Below are 25,978 nucleotides of genomic sequence, written 5' to 3' on the forward strand. Positions count from 1 at the left end.
AGGCAAGGTACTGGACGAAGGAGCACGTCATGAAAAGCACATTGTCAGCCCTCGCCGTTCTGGCTTCGCTCGCAGTGGGCGTGGTGTCGCAGACCTCCACTGCGTCGGCTGCGGGGCCGGCCGGAATGAGCTTTGCGCAACCCTCAGTCAGCACGGCCAGCGACGTTCAGCTGGTCGAAAACCGCTGGGGCGATCGCCGCTGGCACCGGCGCCACTGGGATCGTCACGACAGAAGGTGGGACCGCTGGGATCGTCACCGGCCGCCGCGGTTCTTTGGTCCGCGCTCGGGCTTCTACTTCGAGTTCGGAACGGCCCCGCGCGTCTATCGCACGCTGCCGCGCCGCCACTACGGCCTGTCGCAGGCGCACGTGAACTGGTGCTACAACCGCTACCGGTCCTACGACGCTTACACGAACACATTCCAGCCCTACAACGGCCCGCGCCGGGCGTGCATCTCGCCCTACAGCTGAGGGCAAAAAATAAAGGCCGGCGGATCGCTCCGCCGGCCTCATCATTTCAGCCTCGCGGCTGATTAGTTGCGGGCCTTGTCGACCAGCTTGTTCTTGGCGATCCACGGCATCATGCCGCGCAGCTTCTCGCCGACTTCCTCGATCTGGTGAGCGTCGTTCATGCGGCGGATACCCTTGAAGCGGGCTGCACCCGACTTCCACTCCTGCATCCATTCCGAGGTGAACTTGCCGGTCTGGATGTCGTTCAGGACGCGCTTCATCTCGGCCTTGGTCTCGGCGGTGATGATGCGCGGGCCAGTGACGTACTCGCCCCACTCAGCGGTGTTCGAGATCGAGTAGTTCATGTTGGCGATGCCGCCCTCGTAGATGAGGTCGACGATCAGCTTCACTTCGTGCAGGCACTCGAAGTAGGCCATCTCCGGAGCATAGCCAGCCTCAACCAGCGTCTCGAAGCCGGCGCGGATCAGCTCGACCAGACCGCCGCAGAGAACGACCTGCTCGCCGAACAGGTCGGTCTCGCACTCTTCCTTGAAGGTGGTCTCGATGATGCCCGAACGGCCGCCGCCGACGCCGCAGGCGTACGACAAAGCGAGGTCAAGGGCGTTGCCCGAAGCGTCCTGGTGGACAGCGACCAGGCACGGCACGCCGCCGCCCTTCTGGTACTCGCCGCGCACGGTGTGGCCCGGGCCCTTCGGCGCGATCATGACGACGTCGATGGTCGACTTCGGCTCGATCAGGCCGAAGTGGACGTTCAGGCCGTGCGCGAAGGCGATCGCAGCGCCGTCACGGATGTTCGCAGCGATCTCGTTCTTGTAGATGTCAGCCTGCAGCTCGTCCGGTGCAGCCATCATGATGAGGTCGGCCCAGGCAGCAGCCTCGGCAACCGACATCACTCGCAGGCCGTCGGCCTCGGCCTTCTTCACGGTCGGGGAGCCCGGACGCAGCGCGACGACGAGTTCCTGCGCACCCGAGTCCTTCAGGTTGAGCGTGTGAGCGCGGCCCTGCGAGCCGTAGCCAACGATGGCAACCTTCTTGCCCTTGATCAGATTGAGATCGGCGTCGCGATCATAGTAAACGCGCATTTTGGGGTCCTTCCCTTCCGTTGATCCTAACCGGCTTCCGCCGGCAGCTGACTTGCTCCATAAAGAGCGAAGAACTGACGCGTCGCCTCGGCGGCATCGCGCTCGATATCCTGTTTGCTGAGATTCAGCGTTGTGTCGCCAAGCAGGAGGCGGATCTGCACGTCGCGACCTGCCAGGCCGAAAAAGGTGCGAAACGCCTCTTCGGCGTCGTTAAACCGGAGCAGCCCCGCCTCACGCGCATCTTCCAGCAGCGGCTTCAGGCGCTCGCCGATGGCGAAGCGGCCGTTCTCCAGCACGATGGCACCGAGATTGCTCTTCCCGGAGCCGGCGTCGGCAATGGCGACGCGATTGAGCGCAATCGAAGTGCGGGACGAAATGACGGCGAGCCAGTTGGCGGCGAACTGCTCGAGGCTCTCGCGCAGCGCCGCGGTGTCCAGCTTCTGGCGCTCGTAGTTGCCGGCGCGCACGCGCGATGCCTGCCACTGCACGGTGGCGCGCAGGAGGCCGTCGCGGTCGCCGAACCACTTGTAGAGCGTCTCCTTCGAGCAGCTGGCGCGCCGGGCAACCGCGTTCATGGTCAGCGCGCTGCCCTCCACCAGCAGGTCAAGCACGGCATCAAGGACCTCACCCTGACGGGTGGTCACGTCCTCTCCTGCCTCTATGCGAGCTGCGGTGTTCATCCTGCGGGGTCGCCGTACCGTACGTTACGGTTCGGCTTATCGCGCACATTCATCATCCGCGCAAGAGCGCGTTGAGAAAAACCTTCTGACGAACGGTCAGATGATGACTTGGGTGCCGATTTCGACCACCCGACCCGTCGGGATCTGGAAGTAGGCGGTCGCTTCCGACGCATTTCGTGCCATCAGTATGAAGAGCCTGTCCTGCCAGATCGGCATTCCGGAGGCAGCGGACGCCTTCAGCGTGCGGCGCGACAGGAAGAACGACGTGGTCATGATGTCGAACTTCAGCCCCTTCTTGCGCAGCTGCGCCAGCGCCTTCGGCACATTCGGCTGCTCCATGAAGCCGAACTTCAGGATCACCTTGGAGAAGAGTTCGTTGATCTCCTCGATTTCGGCGCGCTCCGACTCAGGTACGCGCGGGCGGTCCTCGGTCACCAGCGAAAGGATGATGTTGCTCTTGTGAAGCACCTTGTAGTGCTTGAGGCTGTGCAGCAGCGCCGTCGGCGCGCTCTCCGGATCGCCGGTCAGGAACACCGCGGTGCCGTCAACGAGATACATCTCCTTCTTGGCAAGGCTCGTCGTCAGCACGGTGAGCGGCACTTCGCTCTTGCGTGTCTTCTCGAACAGGTACCGGCTGCCTTGGCGCCAAGTGTAGATGATGACAAACGCGGCGGTGGCGATAGCGATAGTTGCCCAACCGCCATCCTTCACCTTGAGCAGGTTCGAGCCGAAGAATGACAGCTCGATGAACAGGAAGGGAAGCATGCCGCAAATAGCGAGCCAGAGCGGCTTATGCCAAACCTTCCAGATCACGAAGAACAGCAGCAGGCCGGTCACAACCATCGCACCGGACAGCGCAATGCCGTAGGCGGCCGTAAGGGCGCTTGAGGAGCGGAACGCGAGGGCCAGGATGACGACGCCGATCAGCAGGAACATGTTGATCTGCGGCACATAGATCTGGCCGGACTGCTCGGCGGACGTGTGCTGGACATCGAGACGCGGCAGGAGGCTCAGCTGAATCGCCTGGCGGGTCAGCGAGAAGGCGCCGGTAATGGCCGCCTGCCCCGCGATCACGGTCGCAAGCATGGCGAGGAGCACGAACGGCAGCGCCCCCCACTCGGGCAGCATCTCGAACAGAGGCTGGCGGGAGTCGTGGTTGTGAAGGACGTAGGCGCCCTGCCCAAAATAGTTCAGTAGCAGCGCCGGGAAGACCAGGATGAACCAGGCCAGCATGATCGGCCGGCGGCCGAAATGGCCGAGGTCAGCGTAAAGCGTTTCGGCACCGGTGATTGCGAGAAAGATCGCTCCGAAGACGGCCATCGCGACCCCGGAATGTTGAAACAGGAAGTAGAAGGCGTAGTACGGATTGATCGCGATGAGGACGTAGGGGTTGAGGATGACGTGATACAGGCCGATCACCGCCAGAACCACGAACCAGACCGCAGTGATTGGGCCGAAGACTATCGCCACCCGCCCGGTGCCGTACTTCTGGACGAAGAAGAGGCCTATCAGGATCGCGACGGCGATCGGCACGATCCAGTTACTGAGCGCCGGAGTGACGACCTCCAGGCCCTCGACCGCCGACAGCACCGAGATTGCCGGAGACACCACGGCGTCGCCATAGAACAGGGCGGCACCAGCCATGCCGAGCATGACGATCAGCCCGGTGAAGCGGCCCGCATCATGGCGGGCCAAGGCCATCAGGGAGAGAACACCGCCCTCGCCGCGGTTGTCGGCACGCAGAACGATGAGCATGTACTTCACGGCCACGATCAGGATCAGCGACCACAGGATCAGCGACAGGATGCCGAGGATGTCGTAGTCGGTGTTCGGACCATCGCCGGCTGCGGCGCGGACGGCCTCCCGGAAGGCGTAGATCGGGCTGGTACCGATATCGCCGTAGACCACGCCGAGTGCGCCCAGCGTTAGCGCAGCTGTGCTGGAAGCCGGCGGTTCGCACTCCTGCTCCGGTGGTGTTTCAGCCGCGTCGTGCCGCTTTTCGTCCATGCGCCGCTCTCCTGCGCCAAATGGACGGCGCTAATACACGCTCCCTTGCGTCACTGGCAATGGCCTGCGGTTACCATCCGCAGGCTTTGAGGAAGCGCGTCACTGTAGTCGCCATACCATATTCCAGCGCATCGGCAGTCAGGCCATGGCCAATCGACACTTCAGCGAGGTGAGGAATATGCCGAGTCAGTGCCGGAAGATTGGCCACCGTCAGATCGTGCCCGGCGTTGACATCAAGCCCTGCCGCGCGTGCGGCCTCAGTCGCGACAGCAAGCTTCTTCAGCTCGCGCTCGGCAGCGACGGGATCGCTATGGGTGGATCCATAAGGCCCGGTGTAGAACTCGACCCTGTCCGCCCCTGTTGCCTTTGCTTCGGCCATTCCTGCCGGGTCCGGCTCCGCAAACAGCGACACCCGGAATCCGCCCTTCTTCAACCTCTTGACGATTGGTGTCAGGAACGTCTGCTGCTCGACAAAGTTCCAGCCGTGGTCCGAGGTAGGCTGTGCCGGGTCGTCCGGAACGAGGGTGACCTGATCCGGCTGGTGTTCCTCGACGAGGTTGAGGAAGGCCTCGTCCGGATAGCCCTCGATGTTGAACTCTGCCTGCGGGAACTCATCATCGATCAGCGCGCGAAGTGGAGCCAAGTCGCTGCGGCGGGTGTGACGCTGATCCGGACGAGGGTGCACCGTCAAGCCATGCGCACCGGCCTGCAGCGCAATACGACCGAGGTGGATCACGCTCGGCCACGGCAAATCGCGGCGATTGCGCAGAAGAGCCACGGCATTGAGATTTACGGAGAGCTTGGCAGGCATGGTCGCGACGGTCCGATTCTTGTATCCTGACCGATATATCGCCTCCGGCGGGAACAGGCACCGCCTTTCATGTGTTCCAGGAACTGGACTGAAGCAACTGGAGGGACACACTTGCTTCCGCTGGATCGCATCCCGGCCGTCAAGCGCGTTGGCACGAGCACGCTGCAGGTCTTTGCACTCGAGATCTCCGACGATTTTTCTTCCGCTGACGCGGAGAACATGCTCGGGCTTCTGGAAGGTGCCTACACCATCAGGGACCGCATCAATCTGCTGATCCGCATCGTCGGGTTGCAGAGCTTCGACGTCTCGGACCTTTCGGGCGACACGGCGCGGCTCCTCCGGGAAGAGACGTCAGAGCACGTCGCCCGCTGCGCGATAATCGGAGAAAGTGGCTGGGCGAGCGACATCGCCTCGCTGCTCAGCCCGAGAATCGAGATCGAGACGTTCGACCCCGATGACGAAGAACGCGCCTGGGCGTTCGTCGGGGCAGTCGAGGCCGCCGGAAAGGCCTAGCGGACGACGGTAAGCCGCTCGGCCGCACGGGTGATGGCGGTATAAAGCCATCGCTGGCGCGTTTCGCGGAAAGCGAAGCTTTCGTCGAACAGCACCACCTCGTTCCACTGCGAGCCCTGCGCCTTATGGACGGTCAGGGCATAGCCGTAGTCAAAGTCGTCAAAGCGCTTCTTCTGCTGCCACGGAATTTCCTCGTCCGGGTTCTCGAACGCGGCCTTCAGCAGCTTGATCTTGGCAACGCCGCGATCCGGATCATCCTCTTCCGGCGACACCAGCAGGTTTATGCCCGGCTTCACCGTCTCGCGTGATGAGGTCATGACCTTCCACAGCGAGCCGTTCAGCAAGCCCTTGGCCGGATCGTTGCGCAGGCACACCAGCTTGTCGCCCGCCTGCGGATAGGACGCATCGAAACCCTTCAGCTGGCGCAGGCGCTGGTTGTAGCGGCGGCGGGTACGATTAGTGCCCACAAGCACCTGGTCGGCCGACAGGACGAGATCCTGGTTGACCTCGTCGCGGCCAATCACTCTTGCGGCACCGTATTCGCCGTACTCAATCTCCCTGCCCTCGCGCACCTCAAGTGCAAGACGAATGATCGGATTGTCACGCGCCTGGCGATGGATTTCGGTCAGCAGGTGATCCGGTTCGTGCTCGGTAAAGAAGCCGCCACCGCTGATCGGCGGCAACTGGGCAGGATCGCCGAGAACGAGGATCGGGGTGCCGAAGCTCATGAGGTCACGGCCGAGCTGCTCGTCAACCATCGAGCACTCGTCGACGACGACGAGCTTGGCCTTGGCGACCGGGCTCTGGCGGTTCAGCGAGAAGGTCGGCGCAATTGAGGTCTTGCCGGTGGTCTCGTCCTCGACCGCTTCCTCGCCGCGCGGGCGATAGATCAGCGAGTGGAGTGTGCGGGCATTGGTCGCGCCCTTCGAGCGCAGCACCTGAGCCGCCTTGCCGGTGAAAGCGGCGAACTGGACAGAACCGTCGACATGCTCGGCGAAATGGCGCGCGAGCGTCGTTTTGCCAGTGCCGGCATAGCCAAACAGCCGGAAGATCGGCTTGCGGCCTTCCTTCAGCCACCGATCGACCGCCTTCAGCGCCGCGTCCTGTTGGGGAGAAAACTGCATGCGCTTTCAGTGGGGGATTCGGAGGCGAGTTACAAGACCCAGCCCTGCATGGCTGCTCAGTCGTCAAGTTCGGGGTTCTTCGTGTAACCCGGACCGATCGTCAGCGGCTTCTCGGGCACGAACGAGCCATCCAGCTGGCTGGTGAAGTGCGTCTTGTACTCCCAGATCGTCTGCGTCTCCTCGCGGTCGAGGATGCGAAGCGAAACCTCGTAAGGCTGCTTCGCCTTGACGCCGTGTACGGTGGGCGAGCGCATCGAGAATCGCGTCATGTCCGGCCCGCCCATGCGCTGGCGTACGACGAACGGCTCGCCCCCTTCGGGATTTTCGAATTTCGCCTCTACGATCGTGCCAGTAGGCAGCGGCCGCTGTACGATCGCCGTGAAGCCATAATACATGTCGGCGACGCGGTAGTTGATAATGAAGCCACCGCCCATGACCCGCAGATAAGGCTTATCTGCAGGATCCTCACGGGTGTACCACCCCACAGCAAATAACAGCGCCAGAAGAATGCATGCAGCGCCAATTATCCGCTTGATGGAAATACGCTCCAACATGAGCGCCATCCAACATTACTTTACGTCACCCGGCTTGAACCAAGGACTACTGAAGCATCGGCCACAGACTTGCGGCGAGCGCGATGCCCATGGCGATGTTGAACCACTTCAGCCGGGTGGGTTCAGACAGGAAGCCGCGCAACGCAACGCCGAACGCCGCCCAGGTCGAGACGCACGGAAGGTTCACCAGCGCGAAGGCAACCGCCACCAGGATCACCGACAGAAACGGCGAGGTCGACGAGGAGTAAACGGAGATGCCGGTGATCGCCATCACCCAGGCCTTGACGTTCACCCATTGGAACGCCGCGGCCTCAAGGAAGGTCATGGGGCGGGCCGAGCCGCCCTTCCCTTCACTGATCGACCGCGTCATCGCCACACGCCAGGCGAGGTAAAGCAGGTAGGCTCCGCCCGCGATCTTCAGCGCGACATGCGCGGCCGGAAACGCGGTCAGCAAGGCGCCAAGGCCGAAGCCCACGCCCAGCAGCAGGCTGAGGAAGCCGATGCCGATGCCAAAGATATGCGGAAGGGTACGCCGGAACCCGAAGTTCACGCCGGACGCCATCAGCATCACATTGTTCGGGCCGGGCGTGATCGACGTGACAAACGCGAAGACGACCAGCGCGAAAAAGACATCCCACGTCACGAACTTCACCCGCGCCGGGAGCGCCTGGCTCCCGGTCCTGTCTCAGATGATGAAAAAAGGATCGGTTTTAGCGATCCATGCCCTGCGGTCCACGGTTGAGCGCGGCGATACCGGTACGGCATACCTCGATCAGGCCGAGCGGCTCCATGATCGCGATGAACTGGTCGATCTTCGAGCTCTTGCCGGTGATCTCAAAAATGAAGTGTTCGGTCGTCGCGTCGGCCACCTTCGCCTTGAACGCTTCCGCGAGACGCAGCGCCTCGACGCGAGCTTCGCCGCTTCCAGCCACCTTCACCAGCGCCAACTCGCGCTCCAGCGGATGGTCCTGTCCCATCTCCTTGGCGTTTACTGTCAGGTCGTTGACCTTGTGGACCGGCACGATGCGCTCCAGCTGGGTCTTGATCTGCTGCAGCACGTGCGGCGTGCCGCGCGTCACGATGGTGATGCGCGACAGGTGTTTCTCGTGCTCCGTCTCGGAGACCGTAAGGCTGTCGATGTTGTAGCCTCGACCGGAAAACAGACCGATGACGCGGGCCAGGACACCCGGTTCGTTGCTTACAAGGACTGCTAGCGTGTGACGCTCAGCGGCCGCCGTTTCCTTCGACATAAAGTAAGCGGAGCCAGTGGGTTGCAGTTGGGCGTTCATGTCAAATCTCTTCCTAGGAATGATGCTCGCGAGCGCTTTTGCACGTCTTAGACAAGCTGGCGCCCAGCTGCGTCGATCGCATTCGCAACCGCCTCGTCTGTGGCCTCGTCAGGCAGCAGCATTTCGTTGTGCGCCTTGCCGGACGGGATCATCGGGAAGCAGTTGGTGAGGTTCGCCACGCGGCAGTCGAACAGGACCGGCTTCTTCACGTCGATCATCTCCTGGATCGCCTCGTCGAGGTCGGCCGGCTTGTCGCAACGGATGCCGTGCGCGCCGAACGCCTGAGCCATCAGCACGAAGTCGGGCATCGCCTCGGTGTACGAATGCGACAGGCGGTTGCCGTGCAGCAGCTGCTGCCACTGGCGCACCATGCCCATGTACTGGTTGTTCAGGATGAAGATCTTGATCGGCGCGTTGTACTGAACGGCCGTCGCCATCTCCTGCATCGTCATCTGCACCGAAGCATCGCCGGCGATGTCGATGACCAGCGAGTTCGGATGCGCGATCTGAACGCCCAGCGCCGCCGGCAGGCCATAGCCCATCGTCCCGAGACCGCCGGAGGTCATCCAGCGGTTCGGCTTCTCGAAGCCGTAGTACTGCGCCGCCCACATCTGGTGCTGGCCGACTTCCGTCGTGATGAAGGTGTCGCGGTCCTTGGTCAGCTCATAGAGCCGCTGGATCGCATACTGCGGCATGATCACGTCGTCGTTAGGCTTAAACGCAAGCGAATTGCGCGCACGCCAGCGATCGATCTGGTCCCACCACGGCTTCAGCGCGGCCTTGTCGCCCTTCACGCTCGCGCGCCACAGGCGCACCATGTCTTCCAGCACGCGGCCGACATCGCCTTGGATCGGCACGTCAACGTGGACGTTCTTGTTCAGCGACGAGGGGTCGATGTCCACATGGATCTTGCGCGAGTTCGGCGAGAAGGCGTCGAGGCGGCCGGTGATGCGGTCGTCGAAACGAGCACCCAGGCACAGCATGACGTCGCAGTCATGCATCGCCATGTTCGCCTCGTAGGTGCCGTGCATGCCCAGCATGCCGACCCAGTTCTTGCCGGAAGCCGGATAGGCGCCGAGGCCCATCAGGGTCGAGGTGATCGGGAAGCCAGACAGTTCGACCAGCTCGCGCAGCAGCTGGCTCGCCTCCGGACCGGCGTTGATGACGCCGCCACCCGAATAGATGATCGGGCGCTTGGCGTTCGCCATCAGCGCGACGGCTTGTTTCACCGCTTCCATGTCGCCCTGGAGCTTTGGCGCATAGGTGGTGCGACGAACTTCCTGCTTCGGCGTGTAGATGCCCTTGGCGAACTGGACGTCCTTCGGGATGTCGACGACCACTGGGCCCGGACGGCCGGTGGTGGCAACATGGAACGCCTCGTGCAGGATCGCGGCGAGGTCGTTGACGTCCTTCACCAGCCAGTTGTGCTTGGTGCAAGGGCGCGTGATGCCGACGGTGTCGCACTCCTGGAACGCGTCCGAACCGATCAGCGAGGTCGGAACCTGCCCGCTGATGCAGACCAGCGGGATCGAGTCCATGAGCGCGTCCTGCAGTGCGGTCACGACGTTGGTCGCGCCCGGACCCGAAGTCACCAGGACAACGCCGGCCTTACCGGTCGAACGGGCATAGCCTTCGGCGGCGTGGCCGGCGCCCTGCTCGTGGCGGACCAGGATGTGCTGGATCGCGTCCTGCTGGAAGAGTTCGTCATAGATCGGAAGGACCGCCCCACCAGGATATCCGAAGATGTGCTCTACGCCGTTGTCGATCAGCGCCTGCACCACCATCTCCGCACCGGTCATTTCGCGTCTGCCGGCTTCGTGTCCTGCGTTGGTATTCATCGGTCTCTTCCCGTTTTATCTCGGTCGTGGCTGTCGTTTATCGATGTTCAGGGCAATAAAAAAGGCCCCTTGGAGGAGCCTCGGTTTCGCGCATGGGGTGCTGTCGCCCGGCGGCTACGCCGCCTTGCCCATACGCGTTCGTACTACAAGAATGGTGCTCTTGATCATGGCGCGGACAATAAGTACCGCCGCGCTCGCATGTCAACAGAAAAGCGACGCGGCGTAAGCGGCTGTCTTCTTTCTTTACGCCCGATCAACCATTGCGTCACACGCGCCCTTAACTTGCCCCGCCTATGGTGACCTCCACAACGCGGGGTATCGCCATTGATGTTTGTCGAACGTGAGAAGCTCGGCGAGGTCACGAACCAGGAACGGCGTGACGCAACGCAGCCGGATTCGCGCATAATCGGCCGGGTCGTCGGCTGCGATGGTTCCCGCGCCACGCTTGCGGCCTTTGCCGCAGCAGACGCAGCTGCCAATCCCGGCGCCTGGTCAGTCGGCCGGATGATCTCGATCAACCTCGGCAGCATCCGCACGGTCGGTCTCGTCTATCGCGTCGAAACGCCGGTCGAGCAGTGGGACGACGAGGGCATGGTACCGATCAAGGTCCATGTCGAGCTGGTCGGCGAAGTCCGTGACCAGGAAGGCAACAAGCCGCTCTTCGACCGTGGCATCACCGTCTATCCGCATGTCGGCGCGGTTGCTCACCGTATCCGCCAGCGCGACCTCGCCGCCATCTACGATCTCGGCGGCCGCGAGACGATCACAATCGGCCACTTGTCGCAGGACGCGGCGATTGCAGCAAATATCGCCATCGACACCACGCTCAGCCGCCATTTCGCCGTTGTCGGCACCACCGGTGTCGGCAAGTCAACAGCCGTTTCGCTGCTGATCCGCAAGGCGGTCCAGGCGCGTCCTGAACTGCGCGTGCTGATCCTCGACCCGCACAACGAATTTTCCGCAGCATTTCCGAACGACTCGATCCGCATCGATATCAAGACGCTCGACCTGCCCTTCTGGCTGTTCCAACTCGAGGAGCTGGTCGAGGTGCTCTATCGCGGCCGCGAGCCGGTCGGTGAGGAGGTCGACCTTCTGCGCGAGCTGGTCCCGCTCGCCAAGCATGCCTATCGGAGCCCGCAGCAGACCCTGGTGCGCCGCTATGGCGATGCCGCGGGCCTGACCGCCGATACGCCGGTGCCTTACCGCATCGCGGACGTCATCCGCATCATTGACGAGCGTATGGGCCAGCTCGAGGCCAAGAACGATCGCCCGATCTACCGGGCCCTGCGCGCTCGTATTGAGGCGGCGGTGGCAGATCCGCGCTACCGCTTCATGTTCGCGCCGCGCATGGTGGACGACAACATCCACGAGACGGTCGGGCGCATCTTCCGCATTCCGCATCAGGGCCGGCCGATCACCTGTCTCGATCTGTCGGGCCTGCCGTCGGAAGTGGTGAACTCGGTCTGCGCCATCCTTGGCCGGCTCGCCTTCGACGTCGCCGTGAACAGCCGCGGCAGGCTGAAGCTGCTGGTGCTGTGTGAGGAAGCGCACCGCTACATGCCGGCCGATCCAAAGCTCGGCTTTGCGCCCACCCGCTACGCGCTATCGCGTATAGCGAAGGAAGGCCGCAAGTACGGTTGCTATCTGGGCGTCGTCACCCAGCGCCCGGGCGAACTCGATCCGACAGTGCTGTCGCAGTGTTCCACCGTGTTCGCAATGCGCCTTGCAAACGAAACCGACCAGGACATCGTCCGCTCGGCAATCGCCGACAGCTCGGCTTCGACTCTCTCGTTCCTGTCGTCGATGGGCCAGCGCGAGGCGATCGCCTTCGGCGAGGGTGTTGCCACGACGATGCGCATGAAGTTCGAGGAGCTGAAGCCGGAAGAGCTGCCGATGACGGATCATGGCTCGGCCGACGATCCCGCCCTCGACAACGACGAACTCCAGCTGCACCAATTGGTACAGAGCATGCGCAGCATCGACCGAAGCGAGTCCATCCCGTTTCCCGGCAGCCCGGTTCGGTCGATGGATTTGGGCGCCCCTGAGCGCGCCGATAACTATCCGCCGTTCGGCGCGCCGCGGTTCGGGTCACGGGCGACCGAGCGCACGTCGTTAGAGGACAGGCCAAGCCGGCGCTGGGACGACGATACGCTTCGCCGCCTCTACGAATGATATCGCTGCCTAGTCCGGAAGCTCGTTCGCGTCCCTGATCCGCAGCCATGAATCATCGAGCTGGGTGCGAAACCAGGTCGACTGCCGCTTGGCGTATTGTCGGGTCAAGGTCTTTGCCTGTTCGACGGCCTCGTCCAGCGAAAGCGCGCCGCGCCGGTATTGGATCAGCTCGCGCACGCCGATCGCCTTCATCGCCGGCAGCGTCGGGTCCAGATCGAGCTTCGCCATTTCATCGACTTCATCAAGCGCGCCGCCCGCCACCATGCCGTCGAAGCGGTCACTGATGCGCTGAGCGAGCAGCGGCCGTTCCGGTTCCAGCACGATCTTCCTGGCGTTTTCGGCATCGACCAGCGGGTTGCCGCGCTTGGTCTGCCACCATGAAATCGGCTTGCCCGATGCTTCCTCGACTTCCAGCGCGCGAACGATGCGCTGGCCATCGCTCGGGCGAATGGCAGCGCCCGCCACCGGATCGCGCCGGACAAGCAGCGCATGCAGAGAAGCGGGCCCCTGTTCCTGCAGCCGCTCGCGCCAGCGCTGGCGAATTTCCGGCGCGACTTCCGGCATGGAAGAGAGACCTTTCGTCAACGCGCGGAAATAAAGGCCTGTGCCACCGACAAAAATCGGCGTTCGCCCGGTAAATTCGTCGCCGCGAATGAGTGGTTCGACGGCACGCGCCCATTCGCCTGTCGAATAGGAAACAGACGGCGGCACATGGCCATAGAGGCGGTGCGGCACCATGTCCATGTCGGCATCGCTTGGCCGTGCCGTGAGCAGACGCAGCACGGAATAGACCTGCATCGAGTCTGTGTTGACGATGATGCCGTCATGTTTCTGCGCGAGACGGATTGCCAGCGCCGACTTGCCGCTGGCGGTGGGGCCAGCTATCAGGATCGCGTTCTTCAAGGGCTCCACGGGAGCCGCAGTTCCGGAAACGTCCATGTCACTCGTCGCCACGCTTATCGCCAATCCCGCAAGCCCAGTTCTTTCCGCATCGCTGGCTGATAAGGCTTCGGGCGCACTGCATGCAAGCCGCATCGACTGGCTTGCCACGGACGTTGCTGTCGATCTCTTCCTGCCGGAGGGCATCGAAGAAGCCGAGGCGCAGAGCATTGCACGGGAAGCAGTCGGCGGCGAGCCGGTCGATGTGGTCGTGCAGGAAGCCGAAGGACGGCGCAAGAAGCTGCTCATTGCCGACATGGACTCGACGATGATCGACCAGGAGTGCATCGACGAGCTCGCTGACGAGGTCGGGCTCAAGGAGCACGTCGCGGCGATCACCGCCCGCTCGATGAACGGCGAGCTCGCATTCGAACCGGCGCTGCGCGAGCGCGTTGCCCTCCTCGCGGGCCTCCAGACCGCGGTCATCGACCGCCTGATCGAGACCCGCCTGACGCTGGCCTCAGGCGGCCCCACTCTTGTTGCAACGATGAACAAGGCCGGCGCCTATACCGCGCTCGTCTCAGGAGGCTTCCTGTCGTTCACCGGTCCGATCGCAAAGAAGCTGGGCTTCCAGGAAAACCGCGGCAACACACTGCTCGAAAAGGATGGCAAGCTGCTCGGCCAGGTCGCCGATCCAATCCTTGGCCGCGAAGCCAAGGCGAGCGCGCTGATCGAGATCTGCGAAAAGCTTGGCATCACCCCGCAGGACGCGATTGCCGTCGGCGACGGCGCCAACGATCTCGACATGCTGAAGTTGGCGGGCGCGGGCGTTGCCCTGCATGCAAAGCCGACAGTGGCCGCGCAGGCGCGTATCCGCATTGACCACGCCGACCTCACCGCCCTGCTCTACCTGCAGGGCTACAAGCGCGACGAATTCGCTGCATGATCCGACTGGAAACGCAACGCCTCGTCATCCGCAACTGGGAAGATCGCGACCGCGACCTCTTCCACCTGATCAATTCGGACGACGAGGTGATGCGCTTCTTTCCCTTCCGGCGCACCCGCGAACAGGCGGACGCCATGATGGACCGGCTGCGCGCCGACAATGAAGCGCGCGGCTACGGCTTTGCGGCGCTAGAACTCAAGGCAACGGGCGAAGCGATCGGCTTCGTCGGCCTCCACCGCGACAATATCCCAGAAGCGCAGCCAGAACCCTTCATAGAGATCGGATGGCGGCTCGCTCGCGAGAACTGGGGCCACGGTTTTGTGACCGAAGCAGGGCGGGGACTTCTGCGCTTCGGCTTCGAGGGGCTGGGCCTGCCGGAAATCGTTTCCTTCGCAGTTCAGGACAATGATCGGTCGATCGCGGTAATGAAGCGGCTGGGCTTCACGCACGATCCGTCGTGCGATTTCGATCATCCGCGCGTGCCCGACACGCACCCGCACCTGAAGCGGCACGTGTTCTACAGGCTGAAGCGTGAGGAATGGCGCCGCCAGATTGACGGCGCCTGAAGTCCGATCAATCCATCCGGATCGTCACGAAGCGCAGCTCGCCGTCGGGCGAGGAGAGCATCAGCAGCGCGTTGCGGCGGCCTTGCTTCTTCAGCTCGGCAAGACGGTCCTTTACCTCTTGCGGGGACGTCACGGCTTCCTGGCCGATCTCGGTGATGACCGTTCCCGGAACGACGCCACTCTCGGCCGCAGTCGAACCGTCCTCGACGGCGGTAACGACGACACCGGTGAGGCTCTCGTTGATGCCGTATTCCTCGCGGCGGGCATCATCGAGCTCGCCGAGAGTCATACCAAGAACATCAACCGTCGCGGCTTCAGCATCGTCCGGCGCTGCCTCGGACTCCGTGCCCGCCGCCTGTGCCGCGTTTTCCAGCCGACCGAGGGTGACCTTGACGGTGACCTCGCCACCCTTGCGGAAGACGACGACGTCGACCGCCTTGCCGACCGGGCTTTCGGCAACGATGCGCGGCAGGTCGCGCATCTGGCGAATTTCCTTGCCGTCGAAGCTCAGGATGACGTCGCCCGGCTGGATCGAGCCGTCGTCAACCGGTCCACCCTTGATGACACCGGCCACCAGCGCGCCGCGGGAACGGTCGAGGCCGATGCTTTCAGCAACCTCGTCCGTCACCGGCTGAATGCGAACACCGAGCCAGCCCCGTCGTGTCTCGCCAAACTCAAGCAGCTGGCTGATGACGCCAACCGCAAGCTGCGACGGGATCGAGAAGCCAATGCCGATCGAGCCACCGGAGGGCGAGATGATCGCCGTATTGATGCCGATGACCTGGCCGTGCATGTCGAACAGCGGGCCACCCGAATTACCGCGGTTGATCGCGGCGTCAGTCTGGATGAAGTCGTCATACGGGCCGGAATTAATGTCGCGGCCGCGCGCCGAGACAATGCCGATCGAAACCGAGCCGCCAAGGCCGAACGGATTGCCGATCGCCATGACCCAGTCGCCGATGCGGATCTTCGAAGAATCACCGAATTCCACCTGCTTCAACTCGCGCAGGGTTGGATCGACCTTGAGGACCGCAAGGTCCGTCTGTGGGTCTGTGCCCACAAGCTCGGCCTTCAGCTTGCCGCCATCGGCGAAGTTGACTTCGATCTCGTCCGCGTCGGTGATGACGTGGTTGTTGGTGACGACGATGCCTTCCTTGGCATCGATGATGAAGCCGGAACCGAGCGACTGAACCTTGCGGCCGCTGCGGTCGTTGTCGCGGCGTTCATTGAAGAAGTCGTCAAAGAATTCCTGGAATGGCGAGCCTTCCGGCAGGSCCGGCTGCGGCGAGCCGGGKGTGCGGCGCGCCGGTCGGCCATTCTGGGTCGTCGAGATGTTGACGACCGCCTCCAGCAGCGGCTCGGCAAGGTCAGCGACCGATGCCGGCCCATGAACCGGCGGCGTCTGCGGCGTGGGCGTGACTTCCTGCGCCCACGCGACTGAAGGTGTCAGGCCCGAAGACGTCCCCAGCATCACCAGCGCGAGCGCTGTGCAGGCAGAACGCTTGGAAAAGAGGGATGCGATCAGCGACGTCTTCATGAGCATTCTACCAGGATCAGGAGTGGGTTGGAGCCCCGGAGGCCTCACCACGGATGATGACAAACAATACGGCACGTTTGCGACCGCGCGGGAACCATTTCCTGTCAATCCCGCGTGACGGTGCGGATTCGACAGCCGAGATCAGCCTCGCACAAGCCACACGATCGCAACGCCAAGCGCCATGGCGAAAAGCCCCGCCACGCGCATTGCCTGTTCTGGCATGGAAAGCACTTCGGCGGCCAGCCTTCTCGCAAGGTTCGGCAGGCCGCCATAGAGCACGCCCTCGATGACGAGGACGAGCCCTATTGCCACTAGGAGATCACTCACTCGGTCGCGCCGGTGGTGATTCCGCCCGTCGGAGCCGGCGTCGCGTTCGGCGCGGTCGCAGGACCGTTGGCCGGCGCGTTGCCGTCAATGCTGCCGAAGTAGCGGAAGAAGTCCGAATCCGGCGAGAGGACCATGGTCGTTCCCGTACCCTCGAGCGCCTTCGCGTAGGCTGCCATCGAGCGGTAGAACTCGAAGAAGCCGGGGTCACGCTGGAAGGCATCGGCGAAGATCGCGTTGCGCTGGGCTTCGCCCTCGCCTCGCAGGATCTCCGACTCCCGGCGCGCATCGGCGACGATCTCGACGACCTCGCGGTCGGCCCGGGCCCGGATACGCTGTGCAGCCTCACGGCCACGGGCACGCAGGCGCTCGGCCTCGGCCAGACGCTCGGCGCGCATGCGCTCATAAGTCTGCTGCGAGACCTCTTGCGTCAGGTCGGTGCGGCGGATGCGGACGTCGACGATCTCGAGACCGAGCGACGTCGCGTCCGGACGCAGCTGGTCGCGAACCTCACGCATCATCGACGAACGCTCTTCCGACAGCGCAGCCTCAAAGCCGCGCAGACCGTAGACGCGGCGCAGGGCAGCGTCGAGGCGGGTACGCAGGCGCTGCTCGGCGAGCGGCACGCTGCCCGAGACGGCCAGACGGAACCGGCGCGGATCGGAAATGCGATAGGCGATGAAGGCGTCCACTTCGTAGAAGCGGCCGCCGGATACCTGCACGCGGATGTCATCGAGGTCGAAGCGCAGGACGCGGTCTTCGATCAGCTGCACATTGTCAGCCTCCATGAAGCCGAAGGGCAGCTTGAAGTAGATGCCGGGCTCAGACTTCACATCGACGATCTCGCCGAAACGCAGGACGATCGCCTGCTGGCGCTCGTTGACCACGTAGATCGACGACCACAGCAGGAAGAGGAGGATGGCGCCGATGACAGCGAAGATTGGAATACGGTTTGCCATCAGTTGTTACCTCCCTGCTGACCGGCGGGGCGCAGTTCAGGCAGCGGCAGGTATGGGATCACGCCCTGCCCGTTGCCCTGCCCGACGATGACCTTGTTCGAGCCCTGGAGAACGTTTTCCATGGTCTCAAGGAACAGGCGGCGGCGTGTCACGTCTGGTGCCTTGGCATATTCTTCGTAGACGGAGACGAAGCGCTGGGCTTCACCTTCGGCTTCCTGCACGACCCGCGTCTTGTAGGCGGCAGCCTCTTCGCGGATCTGCGCGGCCTCACCGCGGGCGCGGCCAAGTTGCTGGTTGGAGTACTGGTTGGCTTCTTCGACGAAGCGGTCCTCGTCCTGCTCGGCGCGCTGAACCTCTTCGAACGCGTCCGCCACTTCGCGCGGCGGTGCCGCGTCCTCGATTGAGATCGCGGTGATGGCAAGGCCGGCCTGGTAGTCGTCGATCGTCGCCTGGATAATCTCGCGGACGTCCTCGGCGATACCCTGGCGGTCATCGCGGAAGATGTCCTGGGCCGGGCGGCGGCCGACAACCTCGCGCATCGCGCTCTCTGCAACCTGGCGCAGCGTGGCATCCGGATCGGAGACGCGGAAGAGGTAGTCCATAGGGTTCGCGACCTGGTAGGCCACGGAGAAGCGGACATCGACGATGTTCTGGTCGCCCGAGAGCATCAGGCCCGAAGCGCCGCCCGCGCGGCTGTCGCCGATGTTGATGAGGCGCTCGGCCACGGTCGCCTTCTCGACAGTTTCGACCGGCCACCAGTGGAAGTGCAGGCCTGGCTCGGACACTTCTTCCTTCGGCTTACCGAAGCGAAGCTCGACGGCCAGCTCATCCGGCTGGACCGTGTAGATCGCCTGGAAGAACCAGAGCACGACCAGCACCAGGCCGATGAGGCCCAGCATCGCCGGGTTCACGCCGCCGCCACCGGGCAGCGCCTGCCTCAGACGGTCCTGGCCGCGGCGAATAATATCTTCAAGATCAGGAGGATTGCCGCCCGGACCACTCGGTCCTCGCGGCCCCTGCCCCCAGGGGCCTCCTCCTCCACCGCTGCCGCCGCCCCAAGGGCCGCCGCCGCCGTTCTGATTGCTCCAGGGCATGAATTTCCTCTTTCTAGGATATCGTGTCGTTGGAAATCGCGACGTGCAGAGGAACTACCCCCCGCGTGTTGCCATTGTATCGCGTTATAGGGATGCGATCAGGTGCTTTCAATGCGAAGCGCCCTCCTTTCGCGCGTGCGCAAGCCTTTGTGCGGCCTTATGCGCCAGGGATTCGCTCATAGATGACGTGGCGCGTCGCGTGGCTGTCGTTCTCGCCGGCAGGATAGTCCTGGCTCGACACGACCTTCCAGACATCGGGGTCAATGTTCGGGAAGAACGTGTCCCCATCGATCGAGGCGAGGACGTGGGTGACGTCGAGCCGGTCGGTGAACGGGAGTGCGTCCACGAAGATCTGACCGCCGCCAATGATGCTCGCACCCTCCGCACCCGACCTTTTGGCCAGCGCGATCGCCTCCTCGAGCGAATGAACGACGTCCGCACCTTCCGCGGCATATTTCGCATCGCGTGTGATGACGATGTTCTGGCGGCCGGGCAGCGGCTTCTTCGGCAGCGACTCCCACGTCTTACGGCCCATCAGGATGGGCTTTCCCATCGTGGTTTGCTTGAAGCGCTTGAGATCGGTCGACAGCCGCCATGGCAGGCCGCCGTCGCGTCCGATTACACCATTCTCCGCGACACCCACCACAATGGTCACGATCATATGCGGATCTCCGTCACTGCTCGATCTTCTTCAGGAGCAGCACATTGATGTCCTGCTGCGGATAAAAGTCCTCGGCCGTCATCTCGAACGTCGTTTCGCCGGTCTTGCGAACGCCGGTCCCGCAGAAGCTGACGAGGTTTTCAGCCGCGCCTTTGTCGATCACCAGCCGGAACTTCTTGATCGGACCTGCCCAGTTGGCGCCGGTGGTCAAGACGTAGGAGATCCAGTTCTCGTAGAAGGGCGCAACCTTGTCCGGGTTTTCCGCCGCGCGGCGCTCGACGCTCTTTAGGAAGGCATCGTCGACGCAATATTTGTCACGATATTCTGTGAGGCTCTCACCGGTCGCCTTGCCGTCCTCCATGAAGGTGACGGCGACCGTGCCGCCTACGCTGGGCTGATAGCGGTGGCGCACGGAAATACGCTCGCCGCGCGGGAACTTTGCCCGCCACCAGTAGGTCGCCCGCAACGACCAGATCGGCACGTCATGCTCCTGCATCCCCTCGCCCGCATCCCAGCTTTCGCGCACCAGCATGCCGCGCGCGAGCCAGTCCTGCTTCACCGCTTCCGTCAGCTTCGCGACGGCCTCGACTGTTGCCTCGGCAAAAGGGTTGAGCGGAACGTTGTGCTGACGCAGCAGCTCGGTCACATCGAGACCGACGGCGTAAGCCTTCCGCTCGAGTTCAGGCTCGAACGGCTTTCCATCGACCTCGACTGTGAAGTGGAACATGTTGTCGGCCTCGCGGTCGGGGATCGCGACATCCGACCACGGGTTACCCTCGATCTCCGGCATCGGGAATGCGACGATGCTTTCGACGTCTGCGCCACCCGTGTTGCGGAAGACGTAGTCGACGCGCACTTCGTCCTCGGAGATGTAAAGGTCCTCGCTCTCCATCTCGACCGCATCGGAGCGGACGAACACCAGTCCGCCGGTCTTGAGTTCGGCCATTGTGTCGTTGGCGCGGGCCGGCGCGGCACCGAGCAGGGATGCGGCGGTCGCCGCGAGCAAATACTTCTTCAAAGTGCCCCTCCCTATCAATTCGCCTGCCGCATCAGACCGCGATCGGCGCCTTGATGCTTGGATCTGCGACATAGTTCTCCAGCGTGAAATCTGAAAACTTGAACGCGAAAAGGTCCGTGACCTCCGGGTTGATCCGCATGTCCGGCAGCGGCTTGGGGGTGCGGGTCAGCTGCTCGCGCGCCTGGTCGAAATGGTTGGAATAAAGATGAGCATCGCCGAGGGTGTGGATGAACTCGCCGGCCTTCAGTCCCGTCACCTGCGCGACCATCATCGTCAGCAGCGCGTAGGAGGCGATATTGAAAGGCACGCCAAGGAAAATGTCCGCCGACCGCTGGTAGAGCTGGCACGACAGCTTGCCGTTGGCGACATGGAACTGGAACAGGCAGTGGCACGGCGGTAGCGCCATGTTGTCGACCTCAGCCGGGTTCCAGGCCGTCACCACCAGGCGGCGCGAGTTCGGATTGGTGCGGATCTGCTCGACGACATTTGCGATCTGGTCGATCGAGCCGCCGTCCGGCGTCGGCCACGAGCGCCACTGCGAGCCGTAGACAGGGCCGAGATCGCCATTCTCGTCGGCCCACTCGTCCCAGATCGTCACGCCGTTGTCGTTGAGGTACCGAATGTTCGTATCGCCGGCGAGGAACCACAACAGTTCATGGATGATCGAGCGCAGGTGCAGCTTCTTCGTCGTCAGGACGGGAAGGCCCTCGCTGAGGTCGAACCGCATCTGGTAGCCGAACACGCCGCGCGTGCCGGTGCCGGTGCGGTCGCCGCGGTCGACGCCATTGTCGAGCACGTGTTGAAGAAGGTCGAGGTACTGCCGCATCGTCCGCCATCCATGAGATTCTGGAGCGATCCTAGCCGATCCGTGCTGACGAGTCTTTCGTCGGAAGCCCCTTGTCAACGGATTGAGCCGTCCACGCACAGCCGGGAGCCCGCTATACGGCCGTCACCCCATAACTGGTCAAAATTGACTTAAATGCGATCGGTTTCGTTCACCATCTGTAGGCGAGACTCATTTACCCAATCGGTCATCCGAACCGGGGAATCTCATGAACTGCGAACTCGATCTCGCACGCTGGCATCTTGCCCGCGCGGCTCAACACTTGGCTGGAGAAGACGAATTCAGGACCAATGCGCGGCTGGCGATCGACCTGCTGATCTCGGGTATCATGACGGTAAAGGCTCCACTGGAAAGTTCTAACGTCATTCCTTTTCCGGGCCCCGCGACGCAGCGCGATGCTGATCCGCAACGGAGCGGAAGGTAAGCAGCCGCCCGAAGGGCGCACTTGACCATGCCCCCTCCTGAACCGACCTCCCAACCCCTCTTCACCGCCCTTTGTAAATCCGCGACGTCACGGCGAAAAATTCCCGCGAACGGCATGAACGGACCCTTCCAATCGCCGACGAGACTACCTATATTCGCGGCGTCGGTTTCGGCCGACTATGGAAATAAACGGGCGGTGTAATAAGCCTATCGGACCCGGGGGCGGTACCCGGCGCCTCCACCAGGAACAGCGGTTCGCCGCTGTTGCTGATGGGGGCGAAACAGGATCGACGAGGGTGTAAAGATCGACCTTTTTCCCGGCATTGTACCACCGTTATCGGGCTACCCTTATAGTTGCCAACGACAACTATGCTGAGGCACGTCTCGCTGCTTAATGCGGCGCGATAGTCTCGAATCAAGCCCTGTGGGATAGCACCTTCAGGCGGGGTTCGGAGGTACCTGGCAACAGAAACCTCCACTTCCCTTCCAGCCTTCAATTTCACGTATCCGCATGTGGTTTGTCTTTGCTGCTATCGCTGCAAAGCGCTATATCCGGTTTACGCAAGCCTCGCGCTTGACTACACCAAGCGGGTTCGATTCACGGAAACCCTACGCCTATGGCTGACGACCACATTCGCTACGACATTCTCGTCCAGGAAGCCCTGCGCGGCGTGATGCGCAAGGTGCTTGGAGAAGTTGCGAAGACGGGGCTGCCTGGCAACCATCACTTCTTCATTACCTTCCTGACCAACGCCCCGGGCGTGCGGATTTCGAGCCGCATCCGCGAGCGCTATCCGGAGCAGATGACCATCGTGCTCCAGTACCAGTACTGGGACCTGAAGGTCACCGAGACCGGGTTCGAGGTGGGCCTCTCCTTCTCCGACATCCCGGAAAAACTGGAAGTGCCGTTTGCCGCCGTGCGCGGCTTCTATGATCCGTCGGTCAACTTCGAGCTGGAGTTCGACGTGCCGGTGCCAACGCCGGTCCAGAACGCGCCGGAAGCACCGGTGGCCACGCTGCAGCCCGCTCCCGCTGCTCCCGCCCCTGCCCGCGAGGCCCCGGTCGCCGAGACGAAGGCACCTTCCGCCGAGGAGCCGAAGGAATCCGGCAAGGGCGCAGACGTCGTCTCCCTCGACGCGTTCCGTAAGAAGTAGCCTTCACATGGGTGAGGTCGTCAACCTTCGCATGGCGCGCAAGCACAAGGCGCGCGGCGAGAAGGAAAAGATCGCCGACCAGAACCGCACCCTGCATGGCCTGACCAAGGCAGAGCGCACGCTCGCGCGGGCCAAGCGCGAGCACGAGATCGCGCGCATCGAAGCGCACCGGCGCGAACGACCAGATCAGTCCGACGAGTCATGAGCACGGTCGAAAAGCGGTCGATCTCGATCCGCGGACACCGGACCAGCTTTTCCCTCGAAAAACCCTTCTTCGACGAACTGTCGCGCATCGCTGCTGAGCGCGGGCTCTCGGTCGCGGCCCTCGTCGCCGAAGTCGATGAAACGCGCCCGAGGGACACGAATCTGTCCTCAGCACTCAGGGTGTTCGTGCTGGAGGAGGTGAAACGCGGAACGCGTTAGCATCCGCGTTCGACGCTGCTTATGCAGCCGCGGACTTCGTCTGTTCAACAGACGAGGGGCGCCCGAACAGATAGCCCTGACCAAAGTCGCACCCCCATTCCGCAAGCTGTCGGGCCTCGCTTAGAGTTTCAACGCCCTCGGCGACAGTGACCAGTCCTAACGCCTTGGCAAGCCCCAGCATTGCCTGAACGATGACACCTTCGTTCGCCTTCGTTCCCAGCCCGGAGACAAAGGACCGATCAATCTTGATCTCATCCACCGGAAGGGACTGAAGGTGAACGAGAGACGCATATCCCGTCCCAAAGTCATCGAGGGAAATTCCGATCCCGCTCTCGCGCAGCTCATTGAGATTTTCGATAACCCTGCTTCCGAGTTCATTCATCAGAACGCGCTCGGTGATTTCGAGCTTGATAGACTTCCTTGGCAGTTTGCGGCTTGCGAGAAGACGCTGCAGGTTGGAAACGAAGTCCTGATTTACGAGGTTCTCCGTAGCGAGGTTGATCGATATCTGCCCGTACGACATTCCCCTTTCCGCCATCGACGCCATGTCATCAATGACCAGGCTGATCATTCGCGTACCGATGGCATCTGCCAGACGGGGGTCGTCCAGCGCATCCATAATGGCCGCAGGTGCCAAAATGCCCTTCTCCGGATGCCCGATACGCAGCAACGCCTCATAGCCCCGGACGCTTTGGTCCTTGAGGTTAACGATGGGCTGATAAAAAGGCACGACCCAGTTCTCTCGCAGCGCTGTGCGGGCGAGATCGAACGCTTCGCTTCGTCGGGAGGCGGCACTGCGGATGCTTGGATCGAACAGCTTCACGATGCCCTTGCCGGCCCCCTTGGCCGCGTAGAGCGCGAGATCTGCGCGCTTGAAGACCTCATCAGGGTTGTCCCCGGGACGGCCGATCGCACATCCGATGCTCGGACGGCATGACCGCGTCTTTTTGTTCGTTTTCAGATACGCTTCGAGCTTGTCTTCAATTTCGCGGGCGCGCGCCAACAGGCAGGACTCGTCACGCACGTGCTCACAGATGATCGCAAACTCGTCGCCGCCCAGACGGGCAACGAACTCATTCTCGTCCTTCAGCCGCTGCAAATAGCGGGCAAACAGGCGGAGTACCGCATCTCCGGTCATGTGCCCGTATCGGTCGTTGACGAGCTTGAAGTCGTCGAGGTCAAGCACCATCAGCGAGATGAAGCCACCGGCGGCTTGCAGGCGGCTGTTCAGTTCCTCAACGAATTTCCGTCGGTTCGGAAGCTCCGTTAGCTCATCATGGAACGCCTGGCGCTTGAGCTTCTCGTTCGCGAGATACTGTTCGTGAATATCCTCAACTGTGCCGTACCACCGTATAATCGCGCCGAGTTCATCCCTTCGAGCTGTTGCCCTGGCACGGATCCAGCGAAATTCCCCGGATCTCAGGCGTATGCGATAGTTCATGTCGTAGGGCTGTCCGGAGGCCAGCGCGCGCTGCCACGTGGCCACCGTGGCTTCGACATCATCGGGGTGCAAAGCTTCCAGCCAACCTTGCCGGAGGGCATCCGCCTGAGCGATGCCGGTTTTCCCAGTCCAGCGGGAGGACACGCTGAGGATGTTTCCATGTCGGTCGGCTGTCCACGGTATCTGCGGATTCTGCTCAACCGTGTGGCGGTAGTGCTCCTCACTCTCCCGTAGAGCCTCAAGGATCCTCGCTCGTTCGATCGCAAGAGTTGCAAGGCCGCGAATTCGAGCAAGCTCCCGCATTTCCGCAGGCGTCGGAGAGCGATTTTCCTGGAAGTAGAAACCGAATGCAGCGATTACCTCACCGCTAGATGCGAAAACCGGCTGAGACCAGCAGGCGCGAAACCCGAGAGGGAGCACCCACCTTCCCCATTCGACCCATAACGGGTCAGTGGCGATATCCGTGGTAATGACATCGCGCCTTTCGAAAGCAGCGGTACCGCACGAACCAACTCCGGTGCCGATCCGGACCCCGCGCAGCATATTGATGAGGGTGCTGGGGAGATTGGGTGCGTTTCCGGTGACGAACTTACCCTCTTCGGCGTCCACCAGTAATATGCTGCAGGTCGCACCGGGTATCTGACGCTCGGCAGCCCGGCAAAGTTCGTTGAGCAGATGCGACAGTTCCGCTCCGGAGATCACCATCTCCAGGATCGCGCCCTGTGTTGCATCCCGAAGTTCCGTCGTGAGCCAGTCGTGGGCGTCTATTGCGCATCCGACCCACTTGCCTCCTCGAACTCGGTGAACCCGCAGGACATGGCGATGGTACATACCATCAGAACAACGGAGACGAATTTCCTCCTGAATGTTGTCCGTGCCGCGCTTGCCCAACGATATCCGGGCGCGAAAAGCCGCCGCGTCAGCCGGATGAATGACATCCAGCCAGCCATGGGCCATCGCCTGTTCCTGGGCAAGCCCTGTGAACGCCGACCAGTGGGAATTCATAAACTCGACGCGCCCTTCATCGTCGCACACCCAGACGAGACCAGGGGCAGCACATGCGAGTGCATCGAAAAGCGACTGATCCCCGCCGACAGGTGAGCAAATCGTATTACGTGGAGAGTCTTCGTCCTGAGGTCGGACCATCAAAGCCGTGTCCACTGATTGAG

27 protein-coding genes and 1 other RNA gene are annotated in these 25,978 nt (G+C 62.6%); 10 read left to right on the forward strand and 18 right to left on the reverse strand.

All coding sequences use genetic code 11. From position 1 onward, the window contains the following. Positions 1-29 precede the first annotated feature (29 nt). Complete coding sequence (locus L610_RS18030) at positions 30-470, forward strand: BA14K family protein (RefSeq protein WP_024847716.1); 441 nt, start codon at positions 30-32, stop codon at positions 468-470. A 62-nt stretch (positions 471-532) separates the two neighbouring features. On the opposite strand, the gene ilvC is transcribed toward L610_RS18030, so the two are convergent. The 4 genes from ilvC to L610_RS18050 all read right to left on the reverse strand — a co-directional run bounded on the left by ilvC (position 533) and on the right by L610_RS18050 (position 5,050). After that, positions 533-1,552: a ketol-acid reductoisomerase gene (gene ilvC / locus L610_RS18035; protein WP_024847717.1), complete on the reverse strand. Its 1,020-nt coding sequence runs from the start codon at positions 1,550-1,552 to the stop codon at positions 533-535. A gap of 26 nt (positions 1,553-1,578) precedes the next feature. After that, on the reverse strand, positions 1,579-2,232 hold the full coding sequence (locus L610_RS18040; protein WP_024847718.1) for a TetR/AcrR family transcriptional regulator C-terminal domain-containing protein: 654 nt from the start codon (positions 2,230-2,232) through the stop codon (positions 1,579-1,581). A gap of 96 nt (positions 2,233-2,328) precedes the next feature. After that, positions 2,329-4,239 (reverse strand): potassium transporter Kup, encoded by a 1,911-nt coding sequence (locus L610_RS18045; RefSeq protein WP_144706768.1) that lies wholly within the window; start codon positions 4,237-4,239, stop codon positions 2,329-2,331. Positions 4,240-4,309: 70 nt separating this feature from the next. Continuing rightward, a complete protein-coding gene (locus L610_RS18050) occupies positions 4,310-5,050 on the reverse strand; it encodes a pyridoxine 5'-phosphate synthase (protein ID WP_144706769.1) in 741 nt (246 codons plus the stop codon). Positions 5,051-5,161: 111 nt separating this feature from the next. Here L610_RS18050 and L610_RS18055 point away from each other — a divergent pair, with 111 nt between their 5' ends. Then, positions 5,162-5,563, forward strand: a complete 402-nt coding sequence (locus tag L610_RS18055; RefSeq protein ID WP_024847721.1) for an STAS/SEC14 domain-containing protein — start codon at positions 5,162-5,164, stop codon at positions 5,561-5,563. Here L610_RS18055 and L610_RS18060 read toward each other — a convergent pair. From L610_RS18060 to L610_RS18080, 5 genes are all read right to left on the reverse strand, one after another. Next, entirely contained in the window at positions 5,560-6,687 is a 1,128-nt protein-coding gene (locus L610_RS18060) for an ATP-dependent RecD-like DNA helicase (protein ID WP_024847722.1), read from the reverse strand. The two genes, L610_RS18055 and L610_RS18060, sit on opposite strands and share 4 nt — an antisense overlap. Before the next feature lie 56 nt (positions 6,688-6,743). Next, positions 6,744-7,241: a hypothetical protein gene (locus L610_RS18065; RefSeq protein ID WP_034329710.1), complete on the reverse strand. Its 498-nt coding sequence runs from the start codon at positions 7,239-7,241 to the stop codon at positions 6,744-6,746. A 46-nt stretch (positions 7,242-7,287) separates the two neighbouring features. Next, a complete protein-coding gene (locus tag L610_RS18070) occupies positions 7,288-7,884 on the reverse strand; it encodes a LysE family translocator (RefSeq protein ID WP_024847724.1) in 597 nt (198 codons plus the stop codon). 67 nt (positions 7,885-7,951) lie between these two features. Next, positions 7,952-8,530 carry an acetolactate synthase small subunit gene (ilvN, locus tag L610_RS18075; protein ID WP_024847725.1) on the reverse strand — a complete coding sequence of 193 codons (579 nt, stop codon included), beginning with the start codon at positions 8,528-8,530 and terminating at the stop codon, positions 7,952-7,954. 47 nt (positions 8,531-8,577) lie between these two features. Next, a complete protein-coding gene (locus L610_RS18080) occupies positions 8,578-10,368 on the reverse strand; it encodes an acetolactate synthase 3 large subunit (protein ID WP_245263681.1) in 1,791 nt (596 codons plus the stop codon). A gap of 327 nt (positions 10,369-10,695) precedes the next feature. Between L610_RS18080 and L610_RS18085 the strand changes: the two genes are divergently transcribed. Further along, the gene (locus L610_RS18085; protein ID WP_024847727.1) at positions 10,696-12,540 is read left to right on the forward strand and encodes an ATP-binding protein; all 1,845 of its coding nucleotides are present in this window, start codon (positions 10,696-10,698) and stop codon (positions 12,538-12,540) included. Positions 12,541-12,549: 9 nt separating this feature from the next. Here L610_RS18085 and miaA read toward each other — a convergent pair whose 3' ends face one another. After that, complete coding sequence (miaA, locus tag L610_RS18090; RefSeq protein ID WP_144706850.1) at positions 12,550-13,479, reverse strand: tRNA (adenosine(37)-N6)-dimethylallyltransferase MiaA; 930 nt, start codon at positions 13,477-13,479, stop codon at positions 12,550-12,552. Between miaA and serB the strand changes: the two genes are divergently transcribed. Continuing rightward, entirely contained in the window at positions 13,478-14,365 is an 888-nt protein-coding gene (gene serB, locus L610_RS18095; protein ID WP_144706771.1) for a phosphoserine phosphatase SerB, read from the forward strand. The genes miaA and serB overlap by 2 nt on opposite strands. Continuing rightward, positions 14,362-14,931 carry a GNAT family N-acetyltransferase gene (locus L610_RS18100; protein WP_024847730.1) on the forward strand — a complete coding sequence of 190 codons (570 nt, stop codon included), beginning with the start codon at positions 14,362-14,364 and terminating at the stop codon, positions 14,929-14,931. The genes serB and L610_RS18100 overlap by 4 nt, the downstream gene beginning before the upstream one ends. Before the next feature lie 7 nt (positions 14,932-14,938). Here L610_RS18100 and L610_RS18105 read toward each other — a convergent pair whose 3' ends face one another. From L610_RS18105 to L610_RS18135, 7 genes are all read right to left on the reverse strand, one after another. Beyond that, positions 14,939-16,402 carry a DegQ family serine endoprotease gene (locus L610_RS18105; RefSeq protein ID WP_144706852.1) on the reverse strand — a complete coding sequence of 488 codons (1,464 nt, stop codon included), beginning with the start codon at positions 16,400-16,402 and terminating at the stop codon, positions 14,939-14,941. Between the two features lie 207 nt (positions 16,403-16,609). Further along, positions 16,610-16,795, reverse strand: coding sequence for a DUF2065 family protein (locus L610_RS18110; protein WP_024847732.1), 186 nt, complete (start codon positions 16,793-16,795; stop codon positions 16,610-16,612). Further along, on the reverse strand, positions 16,792-17,751 hold the full coding sequence (gene hflC, locus L610_RS18115; protein ID WP_024847733.1) for a protease modulator HflC: 960 nt from the start codon (positions 17,749-17,751) through the stop codon (positions 16,792-16,794). Before hflC ends, L610_RS18110 begins: the two co-directional genes overlap by 4 nt. Beyond that, positions 17,751-18,845, reverse strand: coding sequence for an FtsH protease activity modulator HflK (hflK, locus tag L610_RS18120; protein WP_024847734.1), 1,095 nt, complete (start codon positions 18,843-18,845; stop codon positions 17,751-17,753). The genes hflC and hflK overlap by 1 nt, the downstream gene beginning before the upstream one ends. A gap of 157 nt (positions 18,846-19,002) precedes the next feature. Then, complete coding sequence (locus L610_RS18125; protein WP_144706773.1) at positions 19,003-19,506, reverse strand: dihydrofolate reductase; 504 nt, start codon at positions 19,504-19,506, stop codon at positions 19,003-19,005. 13 nt (positions 19,507-19,519) lie between these two features. After that, complete coding sequence (locus L610_RS18130) at positions 19,520-20,524, reverse strand: DUF4424 domain-containing protein (RefSeq protein WP_246659054.1); 1,005 nt, start codon at positions 20,522-20,524, stop codon at positions 19,520-19,522. 31 nt (positions 20,525-20,555) lie between these two features. After that, positions 20,556-21,350, reverse strand: coding sequence for a thymidylate synthase (locus L610_RS18135; protein WP_144706778.1), 795 nt, complete (start codon positions 21,348-21,350; stop codon positions 20,556-20,558). A 226-nt stretch (positions 21,351-21,576) separates the two neighbouring features. On the opposite strand from L610_RS18135, the gene L610_RS18140 reads away from it, so the two are divergent. The 5 genes from L610_RS18140 (at position 21,577) to L610_RS18160 (ending at position 23,368) form a co-directional block, all read left to right on the forward strand. Then, the gene (locus L610_RS18140; protein WP_144706780.1) at positions 21,577-21,792 is read left to right on the forward strand and encodes a hypothetical protein; all 216 of its coding nucleotides are present in this window, start codon (positions 21,577-21,579) and stop codon (positions 21,790-21,792) included. 122 nt (positions 21,793-21,914) lie between these two features. Continuing rightward, positions 21,915-22,271: a transfer-messenger RNA gene (gene ssrA / locus L610_RS18145) on the forward strand. Between the two features lie 137 nt (positions 22,272-22,408). Beyond that, positions 22,409-22,945: an SspB family protein gene (locus tag L610_RS18150; protein ID WP_144706782.1), complete on the forward strand. Its 537-nt coding sequence runs from the start codon at positions 22,409-22,411 to the stop codon at positions 22,943-22,945. 7 nt (positions 22,946-22,952) lie between these two features. Next, complete coding sequence (locus L610_RS18155; protein ID WP_144706784.1) at positions 22,953-23,150, forward strand: DUF4169 family protein; 198 nt, start codon at positions 22,953-22,955, stop codon at positions 23,148-23,150. Beyond that, positions 23,147-23,368: a ribbon-helix-helix domain-containing protein gene (locus L610_RS18160; RefSeq protein WP_024847741.1), complete on the forward strand. Its 222-nt coding sequence runs from the start codon at positions 23,147-23,149 to the stop codon at positions 23,366-23,368. Before L610_RS18155 ends, L610_RS18160 begins: the two co-directional genes overlap by 4 nt. 19 nt (positions 23,369-23,387) lie before the next feature. Here L610_RS18160 and L610_RS18165 read toward each other — a convergent pair whose 3' ends face one another. Beyond that, positions 23,388-25,955: an EAL domain-containing protein gene (locus L610_RS18165; RefSeq protein ID WP_144706786.1), complete on the reverse strand. Its 2,568-nt coding sequence runs from the start codon at positions 25,953-25,955 to the stop codon at positions 23,388-23,390. Between the last annotated feature and the right edge of the window lie 23 nt (positions 25,956-25,978).

Origin of the sequence: Aminobacter sp. J44, assembly GCF_007829415.1 — a bacterium.
GTDB lineage: Bacteria > Pseudomonadota > Alphaproteobacteria > Rhizobiales > Rhizobiaceae > Aerobium.

Coding starts and splice junctions, on each gene's coding strand:
- hflK (WP_024847734.1), bottom strand. CDS start 18,845: ATGCCCTGGAGCAATCAGAACGGCGGCGGCGGCCCTTGGGGCGGCGGC.
- L610_RS18065 (WP_034329710.1), bottom strand. CDS start 7,241: ATGTTGGAGCGTATTTCCATCAAGCGGATAATTGGCGCTGCATGCATT.
- L610_RS18030 (WP_024847716.1), top strand. CDS start 30: ATGAAAAGCACATTGTCAGCCCTCGCCGTTCTGGCTTCGCTCGCAGTG.
- L610_RS18140 (WP_144706780.1), top strand. CDS start 21,577: ATGAACTGCGAACTCGATCTCGCACGCTGGCATCTTGCCCGCGCGGCT.
- L610_RS18165 (WP_144706786.1), bottom strand. CDS start 25,955: ATGGTCCGACCTCAGGACGAAGACTCTCCACGTAATACGATTTGCTCA.
- L610_RS18100 (WP_024847730.1), top strand. CDS start 14,362: ATGATCCGACTGGAAACGCAACGCCTCGTCATCCGCAACTGGGAAGAT.
- ilvN (WP_024847725.1), bottom strand. CDS start 8,530: ATGAACGCCCAACTGCAACCCACTGGCTCCGCTTACTTTATGTCGAAG.
- L610_RS18150 (WP_144706782.1), top strand. CDS start 22,409: ATGGCTGACGACCACATTCGCTACGACATTCTCGTCCAGGAAGCCCTG.
- L610_RS18125 (WP_144706773.1), bottom strand. CDS start 19,506: ATGATCGTGACCATTGTGGTGGGTGTCGCGGAGAATGGTGTAATCGGA.
- L610_RS18060 (WP_024847722.1), bottom strand. CDS start 6,687: ATGCAGTTTTCTCCCCAACAGGACGCGGCGCTGAAGGCGGTCGATCGG.
- L610_RS18045 (WP_144706768.1), bottom strand. CDS start 4,239: ATGGACGAAAAGCGGCACGACGCGGCTGAAACACCACCGGAGCAGGAG.
- L610_RS18040 (WP_024847718.1), bottom strand. CDS start 2,232: ATGAACACCGCAGCTCGCATAGAGGCAGGAGAGGACGTGACCACCCGT.
- L610_RS18160 (WP_024847741.1), top strand. CDS start 23,147: ATGAGCACGGTCGAAAAGCGGTCGATCTCGATCCGCGGACACCGGACC.
- ilvC (WP_024847717.1), bottom strand. CDS start 1,552: ATGCGCGTTTACTATGATCGCGACGCCGATCTCAATCTGATCAAGGGC.
- L610_RS18155 (WP_144706784.1), top strand. CDS start 22,953: ATGGGTGAGGTCGTCAACCTTCGCATGGCGCGCAAGCACAAGGCGCGC.
- L610_RS18135 (WP_144706778.1), bottom strand. CDS start 21,350: ATGCGGCAGTACCTCGACCTTCTTCAACACGTGCTCGACAATGGCGTC.
- L610_RS18085 (WP_024847727.1), top strand. CDS start 10,696: ATGTTTGTCGAACGTGAGAAGCTCGGCGAGGTCACGAACCAGGAACGG.
- serB (WP_144706771.1), top strand. CDS start 13,478: ATGTCACTCGTCGCCACGCTTATCGCCAATCCCGCAAGCCCAGTTCTT.
- miaA (WP_144706850.1), bottom strand. CDS start 13,479: ATGGACGTTTCCGGAACTGCGGCTCCCGTGGAGCCCTTGAAGAACGCG.
- L610_RS18050 (WP_144706769.1), bottom strand. CDS start 5,050: ATGCCTGCCAAGCTCTCCGTAAATCTCAATGCCGTGGCTCTTCTGCGC.
- L610_RS18080 (WP_245263681.1), bottom strand. CDS start 10,368: ATGAATACCAACGCAGGACACGAAGCCGGCAGACGCGAAATGACCGGT.
- hflC (WP_024847733.1), bottom strand. CDS start 17,751: ATGGCAAACCGTATTCCAATCTTCGCTGTCATCGGCGCCATCCTCCTC.